At 59.4% G+C, this 18167-nt stretch carries 17 protein-coding genes and 2 pseudogenes; 6 read left to right on the top strand and 13 right to left on the bottom strand.

Annotation, left to right across the window (positions count from 1 at the left end; translation table 11 throughout):
* Positions 1-442 precede the first annotated feature (442 nt).
* Positions 443-925 carry a hypothetical protein gene (locus FJ319_00200; protein ID MBM3932726.1) on the top strand — a complete coding sequence of 161 codons (483 nt, stop codon included), beginning with the start codon at positions 443-445 and terminating at the stop codon, positions 923-925.
* 79 nt (positions 926-1004) lie between these two features.
* On the opposite strand, the gene FJ319_00195 is transcribed toward FJ319_00200, so the two are convergent.
* Together FJ319_00195 and FJ319_00190 are read right to left on the bottom strand one after the other, a co-directional pair.
* Positions 1005-1214 carry a hypothetical protein gene (locus tag FJ319_00195; protein MBM3932725.1) on the bottom strand — a complete coding sequence of 70 codons (210 nt, stop codon included), beginning with the start codon at positions 1212-1214 and terminating at the stop codon, positions 1005-1007.
* Positions 1215-1385: 171 nt separating this feature from the next.
* A complete protein-coding gene (locus FJ319_00190) occupies positions 1386-2168 on the bottom strand; it encodes an enoyl-ACP reductase (protein ID MBM3932724.1) in 783 nt (260 codons plus the stop codon).
* Between the two features lie 260 nt (positions 2169-2428).
* Here FJ319_00190 and FJ319_00185 point away from each other — a divergent pair, with 260 nt between their 5' ends.
* Both FJ319_00185 and FJ319_00180 read left to right on the top strand, forming a co-directional pair.
* Positions 2429-2551: a DUF3008 domain-containing protein gene (locus tag FJ319_00185; protein MBM3932723.1), complete on the top strand. Its 123-nt coding sequence runs from the start codon at positions 2429-2431 to the stop codon at positions 2549-2551.
* 268 nt (positions 2552-2819) lie between these two features.
* Positions 2820-3092 carry a hypothetical protein gene (locus tag FJ319_00180; GenBank protein ID MBM3932722.1) on the top strand — a complete coding sequence of 91 codons (273 nt, stop codon included), beginning with the start codon at positions 2820-2822 and terminating at the stop codon, positions 3090-3092.
* 62 nt (positions 3093-3154) lie between these two features.
* On the opposite strand, the gene FJ319_00175 is transcribed toward FJ319_00180, so the two are convergent.
* Positions 3155-3988, bottom strand: a complete 834-nt coding sequence (locus FJ319_00175; protein MBM3932721.1) for an MBL fold metallo-hydrolase — start codon at positions 3986-3988, stop codon at positions 3155-3157.
* A 258-nt stretch (positions 3989-4246) separates the two neighbouring features.
* On the opposite strand from FJ319_00175, the pseudogene mscL reads away from it, so the two are divergent.
* Positions 4247-4673, top strand: a pseudogene (gene mscL / locus FJ319_00170) (large conductance mechanosensitive channel protein MscL).
* A gap of 303 nt (positions 4674-4976) precedes the next feature.
* Positions 4977-5723: an enoyl-[acyl-carrier-protein] reductase FabL gene (gene fabL / locus FJ319_00165; protein MBM3932720.1), complete on the top strand. Its 747-nt coding sequence runs from the start codon at positions 4977-4979 to the stop codon at positions 5721-5723.
* 58 nt (positions 5724-5781) lie between these two features.
* Here the strand turns inward: fabL and FJ319_00160 are convergent, their stop codons facing one another.
* The 10 genes and pseudogenes from FJ319_00160 to FJ319_00115 form a co-directional block, all read right to left on the bottom strand.
* Positions 5782-6009 (bottom strand): hypothetical protein, encoded by a 228-nt coding sequence (locus tag FJ319_00160; protein ID MBM3932719.1) that lies wholly within the window; start codon positions 6007-6009, stop codon positions 5782-5784.
* On the bottom strand, positions 6006-6248 hold the full coding sequence (locus FJ319_00155) for a hypothetical protein (protein MBM3932718.1): 243 nt from the start codon (positions 6246-6248) through the stop codon (positions 6006-6008). Before FJ319_00155 ends, FJ319_00160 begins: the two co-directional genes overlap by 4 nt.
* Before the next feature lie 39 nt (positions 6249-6287).
* Entirely contained in the window at positions 6288-7292 is a 1005-nt protein-coding gene (locus tag FJ319_00150; GenBank protein MBM3932717.1) for an aminomethyl transferase family protein, read from the bottom strand.
* Positions 7293-7370: 78 nt separating this feature from the next.
* A complete protein-coding gene (locus tag FJ319_00145; GenBank protein ID MBM3932716.1) occupies positions 7371-7697 on the bottom strand; it encodes an iron-sulfur cluster assembly accessory protein in 327 nt (108 codons plus the stop codon).
* A gap of 158 nt (positions 7698-7855) precedes the next feature.
* A complete protein-coding gene (locus FJ319_00140) occupies positions 7856-8245 on the bottom strand; it encodes a hypothetical protein (GenBank protein MBM3932715.1) in 390 nt (129 codons plus the stop codon).
* Positions 8246-8434: 189 nt separating this feature from the next.
* Positions 8435-9424, bottom strand: a pseudogene (locus FJ319_00135) (hypothetical protein).
* 990 nt (positions 9425-10414) lie between these two features.
* Positions 10415-11950: a M23 family metallopeptidase gene (locus tag FJ319_00130; GenBank protein ID MBM3932714.1), complete on the bottom strand. Its 1536-nt coding sequence runs from the start codon at positions 11948-11950 to the stop codon at positions 10415-10417.
* On the bottom strand, positions 11925-12908 hold the full coding sequence (locus tag FJ319_00125; GenBank protein ID MBM3932713.1) for a fibronectin type III domain-containing protein: 984 nt from the start codon (positions 12906-12908) through the stop codon (positions 11925-11927). Before FJ319_00125 ends, FJ319_00130 begins: the two co-directional genes overlap by 26 nt.
* Before the next feature lie 277 nt (positions 12909-13185).
* Entirely contained in the window at positions 13186-14598 is a 1413-nt protein-coding gene (locus FJ319_00120; GenBank protein MBM3932712.1) for an aldehyde dehydrogenase family protein, read from the bottom strand.
* Positions 14599-14817: 219 nt separating this feature from the next.
* The gene (locus FJ319_00115) at positions 14818-16083 is read right to left on the bottom strand and encodes a M28 family peptidase (GenBank protein MBM3932711.1); all 1266 of its coding nucleotides are present in this window, start codon (positions 16081-16083) and stop codon (positions 14818-14820) included.
* A 207-nt stretch (positions 16084-16290) separates the two neighbouring features.
* Here FJ319_00115 and FJ319_00110 point away from each other — a divergent pair, with 207 nt between their 5' ends.
* Positions 16291-18156, top strand: coding sequence for an RNB domain-containing ribonuclease (locus FJ319_00110; protein MBM3932710.1), 1866 nt, complete (start codon positions 16291-16293; stop codon positions 18154-18156).
* The last annotated feature ends 11 nt before the right edge of the window (positions 18157-18167 follow it).

The following is an 18167-nucleotide window of genomic DNA, read 5'->3' as shown; positions in this document are numbered from 1 at the left end:
CATTAGCGCTAATCGGTGTCCGGGAACGGCTGCAGTGTCTCGGTGAGTGGGTTACCCGATGAGGAGGCGTAAGATGCGCAAACTTGAATACTCAACCGGTAATGTCGGCGCGGCGAGTGGCAATCTCTGCCCCGAGTGCAACAGCCGGATATACCTGGTAGTGTCCTATCCGAAGGGAATGGATAGTGAAACAAGGGTGAGAACGCTCCGGTGCACAAGCGCCGTCTGCTCGTGGGAGTATGCCCGTCCGGAGTCCAATTTGCACTGGCGCGGTATACTCGTATAGAGGGGGCTTTCGCACGCTGGCGCTGGGCTGGAAAACGCAGAGGGGGGGAATCTGTAAGGGGAATGCCGTTTTCGGCGCAATGGCTCGCGGGGCAGTGGTTTCAGCAGCGGGGGTACTGGCGGTCACGTTGACTTCGACGGCGGGGGGCCGAAGGCGGTGGCCACCGGCGGCTTGCGTAGCGTGAACGCCATAGCCGGCAAGGTGGTCATTGTTGCTGACAATGGCACCAAGCTGGAGCTGAAGGTCACTCCGGCCTCGAAGATCCTTGCACTGGGCGTTCTGGGCGGCACCACGGCGCTGGCGGCGCAGATCGGCGGCCCTGCAATGGTGGAGTACGACACAGAATCGCGGGCGCTGCTTGCCATCGACACCCGCCAGGAGGGGCCCGCTCGAGGGGTCGCGGATACTGTTTCCAACGCCACGCTTGCGGGGACGCTCAAGGGCGTAGATACCGTCTCCGGCACGGTCACGGTGGTGGCCGAAGACGGTGCCGAAATCGTCCTCAGGGCCACGTCCACCTCGACGGTTATGATCGGCGGAATGGCAACGGGACACGGCGTTCTGGCGGTAAAGCTAGGGTCGCGGGTTGTGGTGGATTACGATGCGCGGACAAACACCCTGGTGCGAATCAGCGCCTGAGCTAAAAGCGATGAAAAGCAGAGAGGGCCGCCCTGATGGAATCGGGGCGGCCCTCTCTGCTTGCTTGCACTTGTCGGGACTATTCCCCGGTGAGCGGCACGAAGACGTTGATCCTGGCGCGCTCCGGAAACCTTGCTCTGACTGAAGTGAAGGCAAGAAGCTTTCCCTCGTTCACCCGGCGCTTCTCGTGCTCTTCCGGTGGCGGGGCCGCGGTCCAGTCCGGCGTCGATGACTGTCTTTGCTCTATCCGTGTCTGAGGAGAGATTTGAGAGTCTCTTTCCTGCAACATTGGGGCATCCTCCGCAAGGTGTTGTCTTTTGGGCCAGATTAGCCTTACGGGTAATATGTTACGGATGGACTATACCCATCGTACTCTACCAACGAGTTATTCTTTACTAGGGCCATTCGACTAGTCCACATAGCGCAGGCGCAGCGCGGTCTATCGCCCGGATTGCAGTCTTCAGATACCCATAACGTTGTAGCCGGTGTCCACGTGGACAATCTCCCCGGTGATGCCGCTGGAAAGATCGCTCAACAGGAACAGGGCGGTTTTGGCAACCTCTTCCTGCGTGATGTTTCGCCGCATCGGCGAGCGCTCCGCGTGGGCCTTCTTCATATCCCGGTAGTGGCTGATGACGCGCGAAGAGAGCGTGTCCAGCGGCCCTGCTGAGATCGAGTTGACGCGGATGTTATCCGGCCCAAGGTCTGACGCGAGCTGCTTGGTTGCGTTCTCCAGCGCCGCCTTGGCGGTGCCCATGACGTTATAACCCGGGAAGACCCGCTCTGCCGCCTGGAAGGTCATAGAGACGATCGCGCCGCCGCCATTGGCCTTCATTATTGGGGCCGTGTACCGCGCAACCGGGATGAGGGAGTACGCGCTGACATCAAGCGCAACCCGGAAGCCTTCGCGGGGAGTCTCCATATACAGGCCGCCCAGGTCGTCCTTGTTGGCGAAGGCGATGCTGTGAACGACCATATCGATTCGCCCGCCGAGCGCCTTCGCAGCTTCGTTCACTGCTTTTTCAACATTCTCATCCTTGCTCACGTCGCACTCGATGACCGGAGAGTCCTTCCAGTCCGTGACCAGTCCTGCCACCGAGTCCTTGACGCGCTCGTTCTGGTAAGTCACTGCCAGCCTGGCGCCGGCCTGGTGGAGCACCTGCGCTATGGACCACGCGATACTCCTGTGGTTAGCTACGCCGAAAATTATGCCGGTCTTGCCGCTGAGGTCTATCGGGTACATCAATCCCCCTTCTAATGCTTGCTGGCTCCCTGCCGCCTCCTCCGCGCCGCCTGCCATTGTATTGGGACTGGGAGCAACGGGCAAGTGATGGATAAGACCGGGGTTGTAACTCCTGCCGGTTTAGAAATAACCCGGTTTCGACTAGCGCGCCGGCCGGTACAGGCGCTAGATTATTTGTATAAGGCACTCTAGTATTGCCCTACGCCGGGAGGTCTTCCCGAGCGTTGATGAGGCTCCGGCGGGGCTGGGAGGAGGAGCGAATGCCCGCCAAGACCGAGAAGCAGCGGAAATTCATGGGGGCGGAGCTGGCCCGCAAGAGGGCCGGCAAGAAGACGAAGACAAAGATGTCCGAAAAGAAGCTCCGCGAGTTTGCAAAGAAGTAGAATCCCCGCCAGGGGAAGCGCATCCAAATTATTGACGGGTCACGTATCATCCGAGAAGCGATTAACAAGAAGATAGGCCATAGCTATTTAAGTTGTGGCAGCGTTGTATAAGCTACCAGGGCTGATGCAGTTGGTTGGAAAGCAGCCCAGTTCCCGGTAAGGACAAATCCCTCTGGGGCGCCGGGATACCAAGGAGGATGCGCTGGACCGATGCGGCTGGGGGCTCAAGGAGCCTGCCCGAGGCTATCTCTCAAGGAGGTGTCAGGAGATGAGCGCAACAATATCCGTTGACCCCGGAGAACTGATGGCCGAACATACCGTCGCCCTCAGGACGTACGCCAGAATGGTGTTGATGTCCGGTGAGGCTTTGACTGAGGCGGAGGAGGCCGACAGGAAGAAGAGGATGGAGGAGCTGCTGGAGATCGGGCGGGGGTTCAACCTGACCGATAACGAGATGGTAGGGCAGCTATACAGGGATGTCCTGCGAGTCAAGCCAGGCTGTGGCTGTGCCAACTGCCGCATGCGGGCCGGCAGGAAGTAACCGATTGGAAAACGAGAGGCGCCCGATCGGGCGCCTCTCGCAGTATCATGGTGATTTGCCGACTAGAGCGGCTGCCACGTGAGCCTGGAGTCACGCCGCACGACACGCCCGATGCCTGGGCCGGGAAAGTGCCCGACCAGCGCAATTGCTCCCTCCAGGACCAGCTGTTGGACAATGTTCGCCCTCGTCTCGCGCGCCTCCACCTGCTTTTCGTCCCCTCTCGGGCTCCACTCCGGATGGTCTATCTGCGCCGGGTGGTGGAGCACATCCCCAGTAATTATTCCTCGCTCACCTTTCGAAGAGATTACGAAGCTCGTATGGCCGGGCGTGTGGCCGGGGGTGGGCAGGGAAGAGACCTCGTTCGTGAAGTGCTGCTCCCCTGAGATGAAGTCCACTACTCCAATGTCCTTCAGGGGCAGGACCTGCTTTTCCAGGTATGAAAAGAGGTGCAGGTCTGCCTTGGTGGAGTAAACGTCGAAGTCGATTTTCGGCATCCAGTATCGCGCCTTCGTGAAGGTAGGCCGGAATCGGTCGCCGTCCCAGATGATATTCCAGCCTACGTGGTCGCGGTGCAGGTGTGTGAGTAGCACCATGTCGACCTCATCAGGGTCGACGCCATTGTCGGAAAGGGCCGTAAGCAACTTCCCTGCGGAGGCCTCCCACAGGTCGGTCGAACCCTTCCCGACGCCGGTGTCCACGAGTATCACTTTCCCCTGTGAGCGGAGAACGTAGCAGCCGGAGTTGAAGACCAGCTTGCCCTCGGGCATCGTCTCCTCGTAACGGTTCCAGGCATCGTGCGGCACTGTTGGAAAGAAGTTGCCGGGCCGGAACTTCATCCACCCGTCGGACACGGGGATGACCTCCACGTTGCCAATGTAAATCGGGTTGTCGCTCATGGCTCTCCTCCCTGGCACGATCGGCACATATGGTAACACCTGCGGCGCGTGGTTTCGAGGTAATTCCACATACAAGTTTTCCCAAATCTGCTATCAAGATTATTCCATTGACAGCGTTGCAGGGCGAATGCTAAGTTTTGCCTGCCGCCGCGCCAAGCCCGCAAACAGGTGCGGATAGGCACCAGGAGAGACCAAATGGCAACGAAAGTGGGCAAGAACGTCAGCTCCGTGGACCCGAAGGCCCTCAACCCGATGAACATGAGCCTGCTCAAGGAGTTTCGTGCGTTTCTGGTCCGCGGCAACGTCATTGACCTCGCTGTAGCGGTCGTAATCGGTACGGCGTTCGGCGCCGCAGTGAAGGCGGTGGTGGAAGGGATCTTCACCCCCCCTCATCGCGGCGGTCATAGGGGAACCTGACTTTTCGGAGCTTGTCTTCATCGTAAACGGCAGCGTCTTCAAGTACGGGCTAGTGATAAATGCCCTTATCACTTTCGTGGTAGTCGCCGCGGTCATATTCTTCTTCGTCGTCAAGCCCATGAACATGATGCTGGCCCGCTCCAAGGCCCAGCAGGCAGCGGCTGCGACGCCCAAGGAGCCCACGACGAAGGCGTGCCCGGAGTGCCTGAGCATGATCCCCCTGAAGGCGCGCCGTTGCGCGCACTGCACGTCGGCCGTGCCGGTTTAGGCGCCCGGACAACCTCTTTGTCGGTAACTGATGCGAGCCTGGTAGCACTCGTGGACAGGTTGGGGAGAGGCCGGTAGATCTCCTCGCAATCCAGCGGGCCGGCTACTGGGTTCGCTGTGCTTCAGAGGATGCCACTTGTTGACGGTCAACACGGCAGGGGCGGATACTCTGTGAGCCTGTGCCTCCATTGTAGTCGCGCGATTCATCGCGCCTGTCTTGCTCGCCGATAAATAACGGCATGCAACGCGGGCGCGATGAATCGCTCAGGCTACAGGTTCGAATTTCGTTCACGGTGGACCTCATATGCCCTTCAGCAACAAAGTAGTCCTCATTACCGGCGGCTCTCGCGGCATCGGCCGCGCCATCGCCCTCGAGTTCGCCCGGCGCGGAGCGCACATTGCTTTCAACTATTACCGCAATCACGAGGCGGCGAATGAGACGCAGGCGGAGATAGAGGCGCTCGGCGTCCGGTGCCTCAAGATCAAGGCGCACCTGGGCGACGCGGCGAAGATCAAGGAGCTGTTCGGGGAGGTTGCATCGACCTTCGGCCGGCTGGACGTCCTGGTCAATAACGCCGCCACCGGCGTGCAGCGCAAGGCGGTGGATCTGGAGGAGAAGCACTGGGAGTGGACGATGGGCGTAAACGCGAAGGCGCCGTGGCTGTGTGCGGTGGAGGCGACCAGGCTGATGAAGGACGGGGGCCACATCGTGAACATCACCAGCGAGGGCTCACGCCGTGTGCTGCCGAACTACTTCTCAGTGGGCACGTCCAAGGCCGCGCTCGAGGCGATCACGCGCTATCTTGCTATCGAGCTTGCACCGCAGGGGATTTCGGTCAACGCGGTCTCCGGCGGGTATGTCGATACCGGCGCGCTGGACCACTTTCCGAACAAGGAAGAGATGCTTGCAGAGGGCCAGATGACGCCTGTGGGGAGAATGGTTACAGTGGATGACATTGCGAAGGTGGTGGCGTTCCTGTGCACGCCGGACGCCGCAATGGTCCGCGGCCAGGTGATCATCGTGGACGGCGGCGCAACGCTGAAGGCGTGAGGAGCGATTATCCGAAGAAATCGCAGGCGCTCGCCAGATACTGATAATGTGGCCGGATTCACGCGGCCTCGAGGACAGCCTTCTCAACAGCTTCCGGCAAGTTTGCGAACACAAAGTACGACTCAGGGTACAGGTAGTCCTCTCCGGACTCGTCGATGATGCGAAGCATGCCTTCCTGTTTGGCCACAGTGTCTTCGATCGCTTTGTAAATCTTGAATCGCTCAAGCGACGCGGAGTAACCGTCGTTTCTGATGCAAACGGCCAGGCCGGCCAGTCCCGTGATCATACCTGCCTCCCGAAATACCTCTTGATATTGAATTCTTTACGTCCTATGCCGGCCGCCTCGTACCAGTGAAGCTCCGCCTTTACAATCGAGCCACTCGGCAAACAAACGTTCGCGACTCCCTTGCGTTTGCGCCACCTCGCTCTGCCGTAGACACGCCTGAGTCTCTGGAGCTCGCGTATATCCCTGCCTGTTGCAAAGGTCTCAATATCTTCAATCGGACCCACAATCTCGAAGTGCACCCGATCTCCACACGACTTGTTGGTGCCTCATTCTAACACTTATTGCCGAAAACTTGAGATCACCTCCACCGCCGCCCCTCCCGGCCCCTCCAGCTTCGTCCCCGCCTCAGCCTGTGCTTTCCGCACGTACCCCAGCCCGATTCCCGTCCCACTGCCCGGCAGCCTTGCCGCCGACGTGACCACACCCGCCTTCTTCCCGTCCATCATCAGCGGCGCGCCCGCCTGAACGTCCGCAGCGCCGTCCCATCGCAGTGCGACAAGCTGCTTCTGGACTTTCTGGTAGGTGTTGAGCCGGGTGACGACCTCCTGGCCGATGTAGCAGCCCTTTGTGAAGCTCACCAGGCCTATCAGCCCGGCCTCGAGGGGGTTGTAGTCCTCGCCCAGCTCCTTGCCGTACGCCGGGACGCCGCGCTCAATGCGCACGATCTCCACTGCCTCCTGGGTCGCAGCGGCGATGCCGAGCGGTTCCCCAGCGGATAGCAGGGTGTTCCGGAGCGCCTCCGCATGTGCGGCGGGCGCAATGATGTCAAACCCCGGCAGGCCGGTGAAGTCGGTGCGGGCGACCATCGCCTCCACATCTCCGAGCCCGGTGTAAACGTGCTCGTAGGGCGCGAGCGCCGAGGCGGACATGCAGGACATGGCGTCCAGCACTTCGCCTGCCCTGGGTCCCGATAGCGAGAGCATCGCGGTGTCCAGAGTCACGTCCTTGACCGCAACGTCCTCGGTGAAGGTGTAGAAGTCCATCCACTCAGCGACCTTTTGCCGCGTTGCCGGGGATGTGAGGACCAGCAGGCGGTCGTCCTGGCGCAGCACGGTCAGGACGTCCACTATGCGGCCCTTGTTGGAGGTGAGGACGGTCTGCATCCCTCTGCCGGGCGCAAGGTCAAGCAGCGCGTTGGTGGACAGCCTGCTGAGCAGGTCCAGGGCGTCCTTGCCCTTCACGGCAAGCCTTCCCAGGGCGGACCTGTCCACCAGCGCCACCCCGGACTTCAGCGCCCCGTGTTGCTCAGCCGACGTGTTTTCCGTCTTCAACTCACTATTCATAATTCACTATTCACTATTCAAAAAAAGCGCCGCCCCATATTTCAGGGGCGGCGATGGGACTTTAGGAATCGAGCAAGGCTAGACGCCGAAGGAAGTCCCGCATCCACAAGTCGTCTTTGCGTTGGGGTTGTTGAATACAAACCCCTTGCCGTTTAGCCCGCCCGAGTATTCGAGTATTGTGCCGGCCAGGAAGACGTAGGACTTCTTGTCCACATACAGCTTCAGGCCGTGGTCCTCGATCACCTTGTCATTCTCGTTCGGGGCTTCAACAAGGTCGAGGACGTACGTCAGGCCGGAGCATCCTCCCCCTTTCACACCCACGCGCAGGCTGGCGTTCGGCTTCCCGGACTGCGCTGCAAACTTCCGGACATGCTCGGCGGCGTCCGGAGATATGGAGATCGTCAATGGCTTTCGCGGCTCGGTCGTTGTCGTCAACCCTTTCCTCCGTGCGCCCACACCTCGTAAAGCGGCGCACTACACCTTCATTCTATGAAGATGTGCTTGCAAAGTCAATTAATTGCACGGTGCAGTGAATTCGATGGCCCAGCCTTACTTGCGTTTCGTTAGTTTGACCAGGAGGGCTCAAAGGTACCGCCCACGACCGTGACAGGAACCCTGTCAGTGCCGTTCACATTGATTGTGAATATATGCGACTCGTCGCCGACCTTGCTTGTGAAAGCGAGTCTGGCCCCTTGCATTGACCATGCGGGCGCTTCACCGCCCACTGTATTTGGGATAGTAACGGCGGCTGCACCAGTTCCATCGGTGGTGACTATCCAAATCTGAGGAATGCCACCCTCAGTGGAACGGAAGGCGATCTTGAGCCCGTCTGGCGACCAAGTTGGCCCTCCTTCGGAGGAGGTAGTGGTCGCCACGGGGAATGGATTTGTTCCGTCGGCATTGATCACAAAGATCCGTAGAGCACCCTCACTATTTTTGCCCGTGTAAGCGATACTTGCGCCGTCTGGAGACCACGCCGCTCACTCCTTGTGAAGACCGTTAGCTGAAAGTTTGTCCTCACTAGAACAAGGGACGGTCGAGGAAATCCTGTAAATATCCTTAGTCCCGTCGCGAGTAGAGTCAAATACGATCATTGAGCCGTTCGGAGACCATGCAGGGTTCCAGTCAGGAGCTGAATTGCAGGTCAGCCGAACGGGATTAGACCCATCTGCGTTCATCGTGTATATCTCAAGGCACGCCTCCTGCGGGCATGTGCTGTGCCTATCGGATTCGAAGACGATCTTAGTACCATCGGGCGAAAGCGCTGGGCGGGTGTCTCTGTGTGAGTCCCGTTCCGAATTCAGGTTACCGGTGAGCCTCTTCTCCCCAGTCCCATCGGCGCACATGATATAGATTTCATTGGCGCGGTGAAACGCGATGTGGCCGACTGTGCAAGGCGGAGGCGGGACAGGACTCTGCTCGTCCGATGAGCAAAAGTCGATCGGAACTCCGGTTATCACCTTTAAGAGTACGATAGCGTCCAAAACGTTAATTTTGCCGTCACTGTTTGTGTCACCGAGGACCAACTTGTCTTCGGTGGCCTCAATTCGACCTACAGCTATTTGCAAGAGTGAGATCGCGTCAATAGCGTTCAGGCTTCCGTCGCCGTTAATGTCTCCACAGGGGACGGTGGTGAAGGACCAGAGCGGGCCGGTTTCGATACCGCCTTCCCCGGCGACCCGGACTCTCGAATAGTAATCTGTTCCGGGTTTTAGGCTTGATACTTGGAATGTCTCACCCGCACCTTGGGCGATACGTGGGCCAACCGTATCCATGGACATTGAAGAAGGGTCTTCACCAAGATAGACATCGTAAGACAGCAGGTTGCCGTGGTCTGCGGAGCCTGCCTGCCATGAAAGCAGTGGATTCAGGCCGATAGCCTTAGACTCACTCACGGGCCACAGATTCTGTGGCTCTTGAGGAACGGCTAACTCCGCGGTGGACTCAAAACCCCCGTCTCCGTCAGCATCTATCTCGTGGATGGCGATGGACTGTCCAAGGCTAATTTGTATTTGGTGGATTTCACCCGAAACAATAGGAACATCGGTTTTCGAGGTTCGGCGCAACTCTCCATCCTTCACGGACGCCACTTCTAGGCCATAAGTCCCAACAGCCGCGCCGCGCACGATCATGCTATGGGGATTTTGAGGCCCGAGTACTAAGACGGCCCCGTCAATCAACATAGAATTAGGGATTTCCATCGTTGTCTGGCCGGCGTTGGTACCCGTGGTCCGGTTTAAGCTGTCTACCAGCCGCAGCTCACCCGGACTTGCGGTGCGAACGATTTCCAAGTCAGGCAGTCTGGGAGTAACTTCGAAGACTGTGGGGCTATCGGACTCAAATGCAGCAATTGCCGGCCAGGTGTTGGCGAGCAAATCTGCAAGCAGTTCGTCCACCGGGTCAAGCCAGCCAACGCCAAAATAAACTCTGCCCTTTGCAAAACCGCCGAAGCTTAATGTCATTACATCGTCAGCGTGGACGATGATGTTAGGCGAGAACGTCCTGACTTCGCTCGCATCTTGTGAAAAGTCCAGCTTCAGCCATTTTGCTGTCCACGGTGCCGGGGGAATTGGTGGCTGATAATCGCTTCGGTCGTAAATTCCGAACTCGGTGGCACCTCCCGCTATACCTTCACCATCGAGCCGTACCTCATGCACCAAGAATGAATCAATACCTAGCTTGCGATACTTCACAGTCGCCTTTACAAAAGGTGCTTCGGTTGAAGACGTGGATTTTACTGGCTTGACGAACGTTTTTACATACGGTATTTCTTGAGAAAAATGTGCTATAACTGACCGGTTTCGATCCATGGTGACTTGGCATGGACCGCCGCCATCGCAATCACCACTCCAGCCGACGAAGTACCATCCCGAAGCAGGTAAGCCGGAAATTGTCACAAGGAGAACTTCACTGAATGGAAAGGTTCCGCCCAGTGTACTCATGGACGGTTGATCGAGGCTAAAACCTCCAGAGTCTGGCGGCTCTGGCATCAACGTCAGTGTGTTCTGAGTGTCGACCGGATTGGCATTGATGACCTGCCTTGGATCTCTAAGGCCGTCGTAAACCATGGTTTGAGCATTCAAGTAATATCCGTTGTAGTTGCCATCATGGGGGAATTTGGCCTAGTTTTCGGGATCTCCTACCAGACTCCAGTTTCTTGAGTGAATTTGGTCTGGATGGCGAATCTCCAAATGAAGGTGGGACCCAAGCAAAGTCGCAATGGAGGCAAACGCATCGCCTTGATTGACGCACTGACCTTCTATTAGCCCGGTTCCTGGCGTTACGTGTATGTAAACAGAGTAAAACGTATTCACGTTCTCTTGAGAATAATGAACGGACTGGCCGTGAGTGGTCGTGGCATAGTCAGGGAACAAGAAAGATCCGGTATGTTCGATAGCGATGAGGTGTCCGAGGGCCCCTAGTGGAGAGATCTTTGCGATTCTACCTTTGGCAATCGGGTAGACTGATTGTCCCGGGTCCGCTGACCAGTCTTCTCCCCCGTGGAACCCTTGATATACTTTGCCGTTGTAATCTGGGAGAAACAATGCGAATGCTTGTGTAGGGTCCTTTAAATTATTGGCAATAGGCATCTGAAAACCAAGTGCTTCTCCACAGACTGAGGGAGTTTCTTCGACCGTTACTGTCCACGCTATGTCACCGTCAATTCCAGAGGTATCTAAGTACGTAACCGTAACCGTGAGGGTGCCCACATCAGTAAAGGTGCGGGGCAGGCTATCCTGCCGAGAGCCAATCGCTTCGAACCTGAAGGCGGATACCAGCTCACCGTTGATTCGCCATGCCACTCCACTCAGGTTCCCGTCATGCGCGGTGACTTGCGCGATGAACGTTATGCTTTCGCCGACATTCAAAGAAATGGTGTCGGAGGGTGGAGATACACGGCTTACAATCGGAGCACTACAAACTTGTAGCGAATTGCTTCTTGAAGCCACTGTCACATTCTGGGCCTTCTTAAAACCGACGAGCGTTGCGATCGCAGGCCGTTCGAGTGACGGCACCTGTTGCGATGAAAGAGGTACGCACGATTCGCTGGCCGTCGCCCTTATTAGGTTCCGCGACGGGCTAGGGTACCGATGCAAGAGATTGTCGGCAATGAAAGATTGCTGCTTCCATGCGCCAAACTGGACCCAGTAATCTCCAGCTGCCTCAGGCACGTGATCCCATATGAGAGTTCTTTCTTCGATAGGCGCCATGGAGCCTGTCTGAGCAGAATATGAGGCGACTTCCACGCCTGCGTCGTCGAAGATAGTCAGCCCGCCGGTGAAATTCCACGGGGTGTTTCCGGTGTTCCGAATCGTCACTGATAAAGATACGCTTGTTCCGATCGGCTTGGTGGCGAGGTTAGCTGGTGCGTAGCTAACGACCTGGGCAGCAATGACGGGAGTGGCAGTGACCTTCGATGAGAAGAAGGCGGTCCTGGTCTGGCTCGTAGTGATGGTGTCGTTCCAGGTTCGTGATGTGAAGCCAACGGCGGAGATCGCAAACTGCCAGGTCCCCGGAGCGCCTGTCAGGGTCACGTAACCGCTGCTGTTTGCGGACTGGTTGAACGGCGCGCCATTGCCGGTAGTGCCGGTGACCTGCGCCCCGGGCACAACCGGATCAGCGATGCTCAACTCACGCACGTACAGCGTCAGTGTCACTGCCGCCGCCTGGGGGGGTAGCGATTGCCTCGTTGGAGAACGCGCTTTCTCCTGCGCTGTTGACGGCAGTTACCTTGTAGTAGTAGGTAGTGCCGTTGGTGACATTGGCGATGTCCTGGTAGGTGGTACCATCCACGTTTGAATAGAATGATGCACCGTCTGAGGAAGTGCCCCTGTAGAGTCTGTATCCGGTGACCGCCGAACCGCCGTTGTTGGAGGGAGCGTTCCAGGAGAGGTTGACCGACCCATCCTCCGCAGTTGCCTGAAGGTTCAGCGGAGCTGATGGTGCGGTGAGGGGCGTAACCGTCACCTTGACGGGGGAGGCTTCGGGAGCCCAGCTGCCGGCGTTGTCCACTGCGTGCACTCCGTACCAGTAGGAGCCTGACAACGAAGGCGTGTCAGTGAACGAGCTGGAGCTGCTGGTTCCAGAGATGGATACCCTCTTGACCTCCACCCAGCCTGTTGGGCTACCAGCACTATCGCCCGCCCGCCAGAGCTCTACACGGTTCAGATTCGAGCCCCCCGAGTCCGAGACGCTGTAAGCGATGTGGAAAGACCCTCCCAATGTTACCGAACCGGGAGTGACGGAGAAGGAGTTAACTGTTGGAACGGTGGAATCCGTCAATGGAATCTCTGAGGCAGTTGCAGGGCAAATCTGTCGCGCTTTCAGAGCGTTGAGCAGGACCGTATTCTGCCCTATGCTACCAGTGTAGGAGGAAGCTGCTCCGAGGCCCAGCGTCTGGAATATCTGGCCCCGATTAGCAAGGCTCGGCAACGGTTTACCACACGCCAAGTAGTATTCTGACAGGGTAGTTGCGGTTTCACCGGGGAACGCTTGTGCGTCTCCAACCCTGGTTGCGATTGCCAAGGATACAAGCAGTACGCTCATCACCAAAATACCGGCACCAGGAACATGCCATGTATCTCTACCCTTGAGCTTCAGCATAGTGCCTCCCATATCTGGGACTGCTTGTACTGCTCTTAAGTTTTAGCGCTTCGATTGCTTCGCAATTAGGGCATTGATATTTCTATGAGGTTGGGGTGGGGGCCTGTAACACATGAACATAGTACTTTACACATCGTATCCACTATAGTGTTAACACGTGGAAAGACTAACTATTCGAGCGGTTCAAGTTCATGGGTAAGCATGGTGGCAAAGACAGAACGGCCGCTGACTTCTAAGTGAGGGCCGTTCTGTCTTTGTCACCCTATGTTGTCTCTGACGGATGTCCCGCTTACGGGTGGATGACGACCATCTTCAGCTCGGTCATTTCGTTCACCGCGTGGTGCGGGCCTTCCTTGCCCATGCCGCTGTCCTTGAGGCCGCCGTACGGCATCAGGTCGGCGCGCCACTGGGGGCCCCAGTTGATATGCAGGTTGCCGGAGTCCACTTCCTTCGCGAACTTCATCGCCCAGTCGATGTTCTGGGTGAATATGCCCGCGCTCAGGCCGTAAGGTGAGTCGTTCGCCAGCCTGATCGCGTCCTCGATGTTATCGAAGGGCGTCACTGCCACGGCCGGGCCGAAGAGCTCCTCGCATGAGATGCGCATCTCGGGCTTAACGTCCGCGACGACCGTCGGTTGGTGCAGGGCGCCCTGGTAGTCTCCGCCGGTCGTGACCCTCGCGCCGCTCGCGACGGCCTCATTGATCCACGCGTTGACGCGCTTGGCGTCCGCATCGCGGACCATCGGACCCATCTTGGTCTTCTCATCGAGCTGGTTGCCGACCGTCAGCGCCTTCACGCCCGCGGTGAGCCTGTCCACGAACTCGCCGTAGATCTTGCGGTTCGCGATTACGCGCTGTGTGGATATGCAGACCTGGCCGGCGTTCGAGAAGCCGGTCGAGACGGTTGCCCGGACTACTTTCTCCATATCGGCATCCGCCATGACGATGAGTGGGGAGTTGGAGCCCAGCTCCATTGTGACCTTCTTGAGGCCCGCGATCTTGCAGATACGCTCGCCTATCTCCTTGGAGCCGGTGAACGTGATCTTGCGGACGCGCGTATCCGCCACCAGCGGGTCGCCAATGGTGCTGCCGGAGCCGGTGATGCACTGGATGGCCTCCGCGGGCAGTCCTGCCTCCAGGAGGATCTTGGTGAGCTTGAGCGAAGACAGCGGCGTGTCCGACGCTGGCTTCAGGATGACGGAGTTGCCCGCCGCGATGGCCGGGCCGACCTTATGACAGACGAGGTTCAGCGGGAAGTTGAACGGCGCAATGGCCGCGACGACTCCGACCGGAACGCGGATAGTGAAGCCGAGCTGGCCTGTCCAGTTGGCAGCGCCGTCCAGGGGGATAACCTCGCTGTAGAGCCTCTTTGCCTCCTCGGCGGAGAGCTCCATCGTCTGGTACGACCGGTTGGCCTCCAGGCGGCCCTCGCCGATGATCTTGCCCTCTTCCATGGAGATAGTGCGGGCCAGGTCCTCGGACTGCGCCTTCATGAGGTCGGCGGCCTTCCGAAGGATCTCGAAGCGCTTGTAGGCCGAGAGCTTCTTCATCTCAGCCGCGCCACGCACTGCGCTGGCGATCGCGGTCTCAACGTCTTCCCTGGTAGCCTTTGGCACGGTGTCCACTACCGAGCCGTCGAAGGGATTGTCGACGGTGATCTTCTGGTCCCTGTCGACCCACTGGCCGCCGATGTACATCTTCATTACGCGCTAACCTCCATTGAAGACCTTGTTTCTCTTGCCGTCCTTGCAGTCCCGGTTGCGGCAGAACCAGAATACGTTGGGCATCGGCGGCTCTCGCACGCCGTCTTTCTCCCGTCGCATCGGCTGGCTCCATACCGGGCAGATTGCGGGCGTTGGTATTTCCGGATTCAGCATCAGTCTTTCACCCCCGGTAAATGATAGCACTTGTGGTGAGAGTCTTCACCCCGCCGTGCTCCTCAGCCTCACTCTTACGTCCTCCTGCACTTCCCGCAGCCACCGGCGGACCTGCGTGTCGCCTCGCTTCGACACGCTTCCGGCCGCCTCTGTTATGAGCTCCACGCCGCCCAGGAAGTCCGAGACGTTGATATACTCGGCGCCCACTCCGCCATCCGGGTCCGGGATCTTCGTGGTCGCGTTGTGGTAGTTGCCCAGGGGAAAGGCGATGCCCGTCACGCTGTACCCGAATGCGGCGAACGCCGTCGCCTCGCATGTGCCGCCGGACATAAGCTGGCGCTGGCATTTGAACTCTTTATTCCGCTGTCGAATGGCGTCCCTGGCTACGATCAGCACCTGCTCCGCATCGGCAACGAATGTGGAGGCGGCGTCGCCCGTGCGGATAACCGGTCCGGCGCCCTGTGCCACACCGGGAATCGCCGGGCTGGACTCCACGGAGACAACAATCGTCTCTTTCGGGAGTGTGCCGTCCTGCGCCATAAGCCGCGCCCCGAAGAGCCCGCCCTCCTCCGCCCGCGTGAACACGCCGTACACGTCACCGTCCGCTCCGCCGCCGGCCAGGCGCTCCAGCATCGCCGTGATAGCGGCGCAGCCGGCCAGGTCGTCCATCGCGCGCATCCTGATCGTGTCGCCATCGAGCACAAAGTCCGGCAGGTCGAAGACCACCGGTGCAGGGGACGCAATATCGACGGGCTCCGACGGCTCTATGCGGACCAGGCGGTCGTCTCCGTTTGCCCGCGCATGCGGATTCGCCGTAGCCTTGACCCTCCGGCCGTCCGGCATGATCACAAGGACGGGTGTGGGCTTGTGGTACGAGGCAGGTGGCACTCCGCCCATCGCCCTCGCGACAGTCAGGCCGGGGCCTGCCTCAATGGTCTCGTACCCGGGATGGTCCATGTGCGCCACGAATGCGATGGGTGGCGCTCCGGCTGTATTGCCGCGGACACGGGCGACGATGTTCCCGTACTCGTCGCGACGGACGTCCATGCCGAGCGGCTTCAGCACTTTCATGATGTGCCGCGCCACCTTTTCCTCGTGGAACGGCGTCGCCGGGCAGCCGCCGAGCCCCTTCAAAATGTCCACCGCGCGCTGGTTGAGTGAGTCCATGCTTTGCCTCGCGTGAAGATGGTTACAGGGTAAAGGGTGAGGCAGGAAGGGTAAAGGGTCTGGGGCGAAGGGTAAAGTGGAAGAGGAGTCTGCCCGGCATGGCCTTCCAGGCACAGCTTTAAGCGGTAAGATAGATATGCACATTCAACCACTGGAAAGACTACAGTCATGCAGCCTGGAGAGATAATTGTCGCCCGCCTCGGGAAGGGCGCCGGCCTTGTCCGTGTCATCGAACAGAGCAAGTCGCGCGTGAGCGTATCGGTCGGCCGCAACAAGGAGGCCAAACTCCCGGCCGACCGTGTCCTGCTGTCCACTGGCATCGTCTCGACCGACTTCGAGAAGGTGGAGGCCATGCGCGAGAAGGCGCAGGAGGAGGCGGCGAAGATCGACCTGGCCGAGGCCTGGGAGGTCCTGCGGGACGAGCCGCGCGCGATTTCTCCCAGCGACCTTGCGGAGCTTTACTGGGGCGGCAATGTAGAAGTCACCAGACTCATCGCCCTTGTGCTGCACCTGGAAGAGGGCACCGACTTTTTCACGGCGGACGGCACGGGATACATGCCACGAACGTTGGAAGCCGTGGAGGAGATCCGTACGCGGCGCAGGCGGGAGACAGAGAACGCTGAGGCTGCTCAGTCGCTCATGCTCGCCCTGTCCGCCGGCAAGCTGCCCGACCCCTTCACGAAGGCGCACGCAACGCTGTTGCAGCACCTTCGAGGCTTTGCTGTACATGGCGACGAGTACCCGCGTAGCCACGCAGCGCACAGCCTGTTGCACATCGTGGATGCCGGCGCCCGCGATCTCCAGCGCCGCGCCTTCGAGCTGCTTGTGGCGGCGGGCGTCTTTTCGCCCGATGAGCCGCTTGAGCTGCTGCGCACGGAAATAACCGACAAGTTCCCGCCGGAGGCCCTGGCTGAGGCCGAGGCCATCTCGGTAGAGCAGTCCCTTGAAGGAGGGCAGTGGCGAGACCTGACGGCGCTGGAGGTGGTTACGATCGACGACGTGACCACGCTGGACCGCGACGATGCCCTCTCGCTGGAGTTCCCGGAAGGGGGAGACCCAAAGCGGGCGTACCGCATCGGAATACACATTGCCGATGCGGGCGCGCTCATTCCGCCCGGGGGGGCCGTGGACCTCGAGGCTGACAGGCGCATGGCGACCCTTTACATGCCGGAGCGCCACATAGAGATGCTGCCGGTTGTCTTCACGCGCAACGCTGGCAGCCTGGACCCCGGCCAGACCCGCCTGGCCATGAGCCTGATGGTGGACTGCGACGCCGAATGGTCGATCACCGGCTACGAGATCGTTCCTTCGATTATTCGAAGCCGCGCGGCAGTGCCCTACGCCGAGGTGGACGTTGCTCTCAAGGACGACACCCATCCATGGCACTGGATGCTGGACAAGCTGAACGACGCGGCGCGCGCCTTCAGAAAGAAGCGGGAAGAGGCTGGGGCCATCATGCTCGACCGCTCCGAGATGGACATCAAGGTGGATGGCGAAGGGAAGATCACGGTAAAAGTCTTCCAGCCGTCCCAGTCGCGCGAAATGGTGGCCGAGATGATGATCCTCTGCAACTCCATGCTCGCGCAGTTCTGCAAGGAGAAAGGCATTCCGGCTACATACCGCGCCCAGACGGCGCCCGATATCTCGGACATCAAACTAACGCGTGAAGACGGGTCGCCACTCCCGCACGGCCCGCTCCTGAGGTACCCGATAGCGCGGCGCTTTCTACCCGCCGAAATTACGACCGTCCCGGCGCGCCACGGCGGCCTGGGGGTGGATGCCTACATACAGGCCACCTCTCCCCTCAGGCGGTACCCGGACCTGGTCATGCAACGCCAGATCAGCCGTTTCCTGAGCACGGGTCAGCCGTTCTACCCACAGGATGCGATTGCGTCGGTTGTGGGCAGGGCGGAGGTGCAGCTACGAGAGCTCAACCAGGTGGAGAACGAGCGCGAGCGGTACTGGTTCCTCAAGCATCTCAAGCTCACGCGACTGGAGGAGTCCGGCGCGCCCGCCGCGGCTTCGCTGTTCGCTGCGGTCGTGCTGGAAAACGAGCCGCGACGTCCGGCCATGCTGGAGCTGGAGGAGTTTCCCTTCCGTGTGCGCACGGAGCTTCCGCGCGGCGTGAATCCGGGCGACCGGGTGGTCCTGCGCCTCGCGGGGGTAGACCTGTGGCGCAAGCAGGGCCACTTCGTTTACATCGGCGCGGCCAGATAAGTGCAGACCAC

This window comes from SAR202 cluster bacterium (genome assembly GCA_016872355.1).
GTDB lineage: Bacteria > Chloroflexota > Dehalococcoidia > Lucifugimonadales > VGZY01 > VGZY01.
This window is presented reverse-complemented; position numbering and strand designations above follow the sequence as displayed.

Bases quoted from the DNA above. Each gene is read 5' to 3' on its own strand.
- FJ319_00195 (MBM3932725.1), bottom strand. From the start codon at position 1,214: ATGTTGCAGGAAAGAGACTCTCAAATCTCTCCTCAGACACGGATAGAG.
- FJ319_00190 (MBM3932724.1), bottom strand. From the start codon at position 2,168: ATGTACCCGATAGACCTCAGCGGCAAGACCGGCATAATTTTCGGCGTA.
- FJ319_00185 (MBM3932723.1), top strand. From the start codon at position 2,429: ATGCCCGCCAAGACCGAGAAGCAGCGGAAATTCATGGGGGCGGAGCTG.
- FJ319_00180 (MBM3932722.1), top strand. From the start codon at position 2,820: ATGAGCGCAACAATATCCGTTGACCCCGGAGAACTGATGGCCGAACAT.
- FJ319_00175 (MBM3932721.1), bottom strand. From the start codon at position 3,988: ATGAGCGACAACCCGATTTACATTGGCAACGTGGAGGTCATCCCCGTG.
- fabL (MBM3932720.1), top strand. From the start codon at position 4,977: ATGCCCTTCAGCAACAAAGTAGTCCTCATTACCGGCGGCTCTCGCGGC.
- FJ319_00160 (MBM3932719.1), bottom strand. From the start codon at position 6,009: ATGATCACGGGACTGGCCGGCCTGGCCGTTTGCATCAGAAACGACGGT.
- FJ319_00150 (MBM3932717.1), bottom strand. From the start codon at position 7,292: ATGAATAGTGAGTTGAAGACGGAAAACACGTCGGCTGAGCAACACGGG.
- FJ319_00125 (MBM3932713.1), bottom strand. From the start codon at position 12,908: ATGGGAGGCACTATGCTGAAGCTCAAGGGTAGAGATACATGGCATGTT.
- FJ319_00120 (MBM3932712.1), bottom strand. From the start codon at position 14,598: ATGAAGATGTACATCGGCGGCCAGTGGGTCGACAGGGACCAGAAGATC.
- FJ319_00115 (MBM3932711.1), bottom strand. From the start codon at position 16,083: ATGTGCATATCTATCTTACCGCTTAAAGCTGTGCCTGGAAGGCCATGC.
- FJ319_00110 (MBM3932710.1), top strand. From the start codon at position 16,291: ATGCGCGAGAAGGCGCAGGAGGAGGCGGCGAAGATCGACCTGGCCGAG.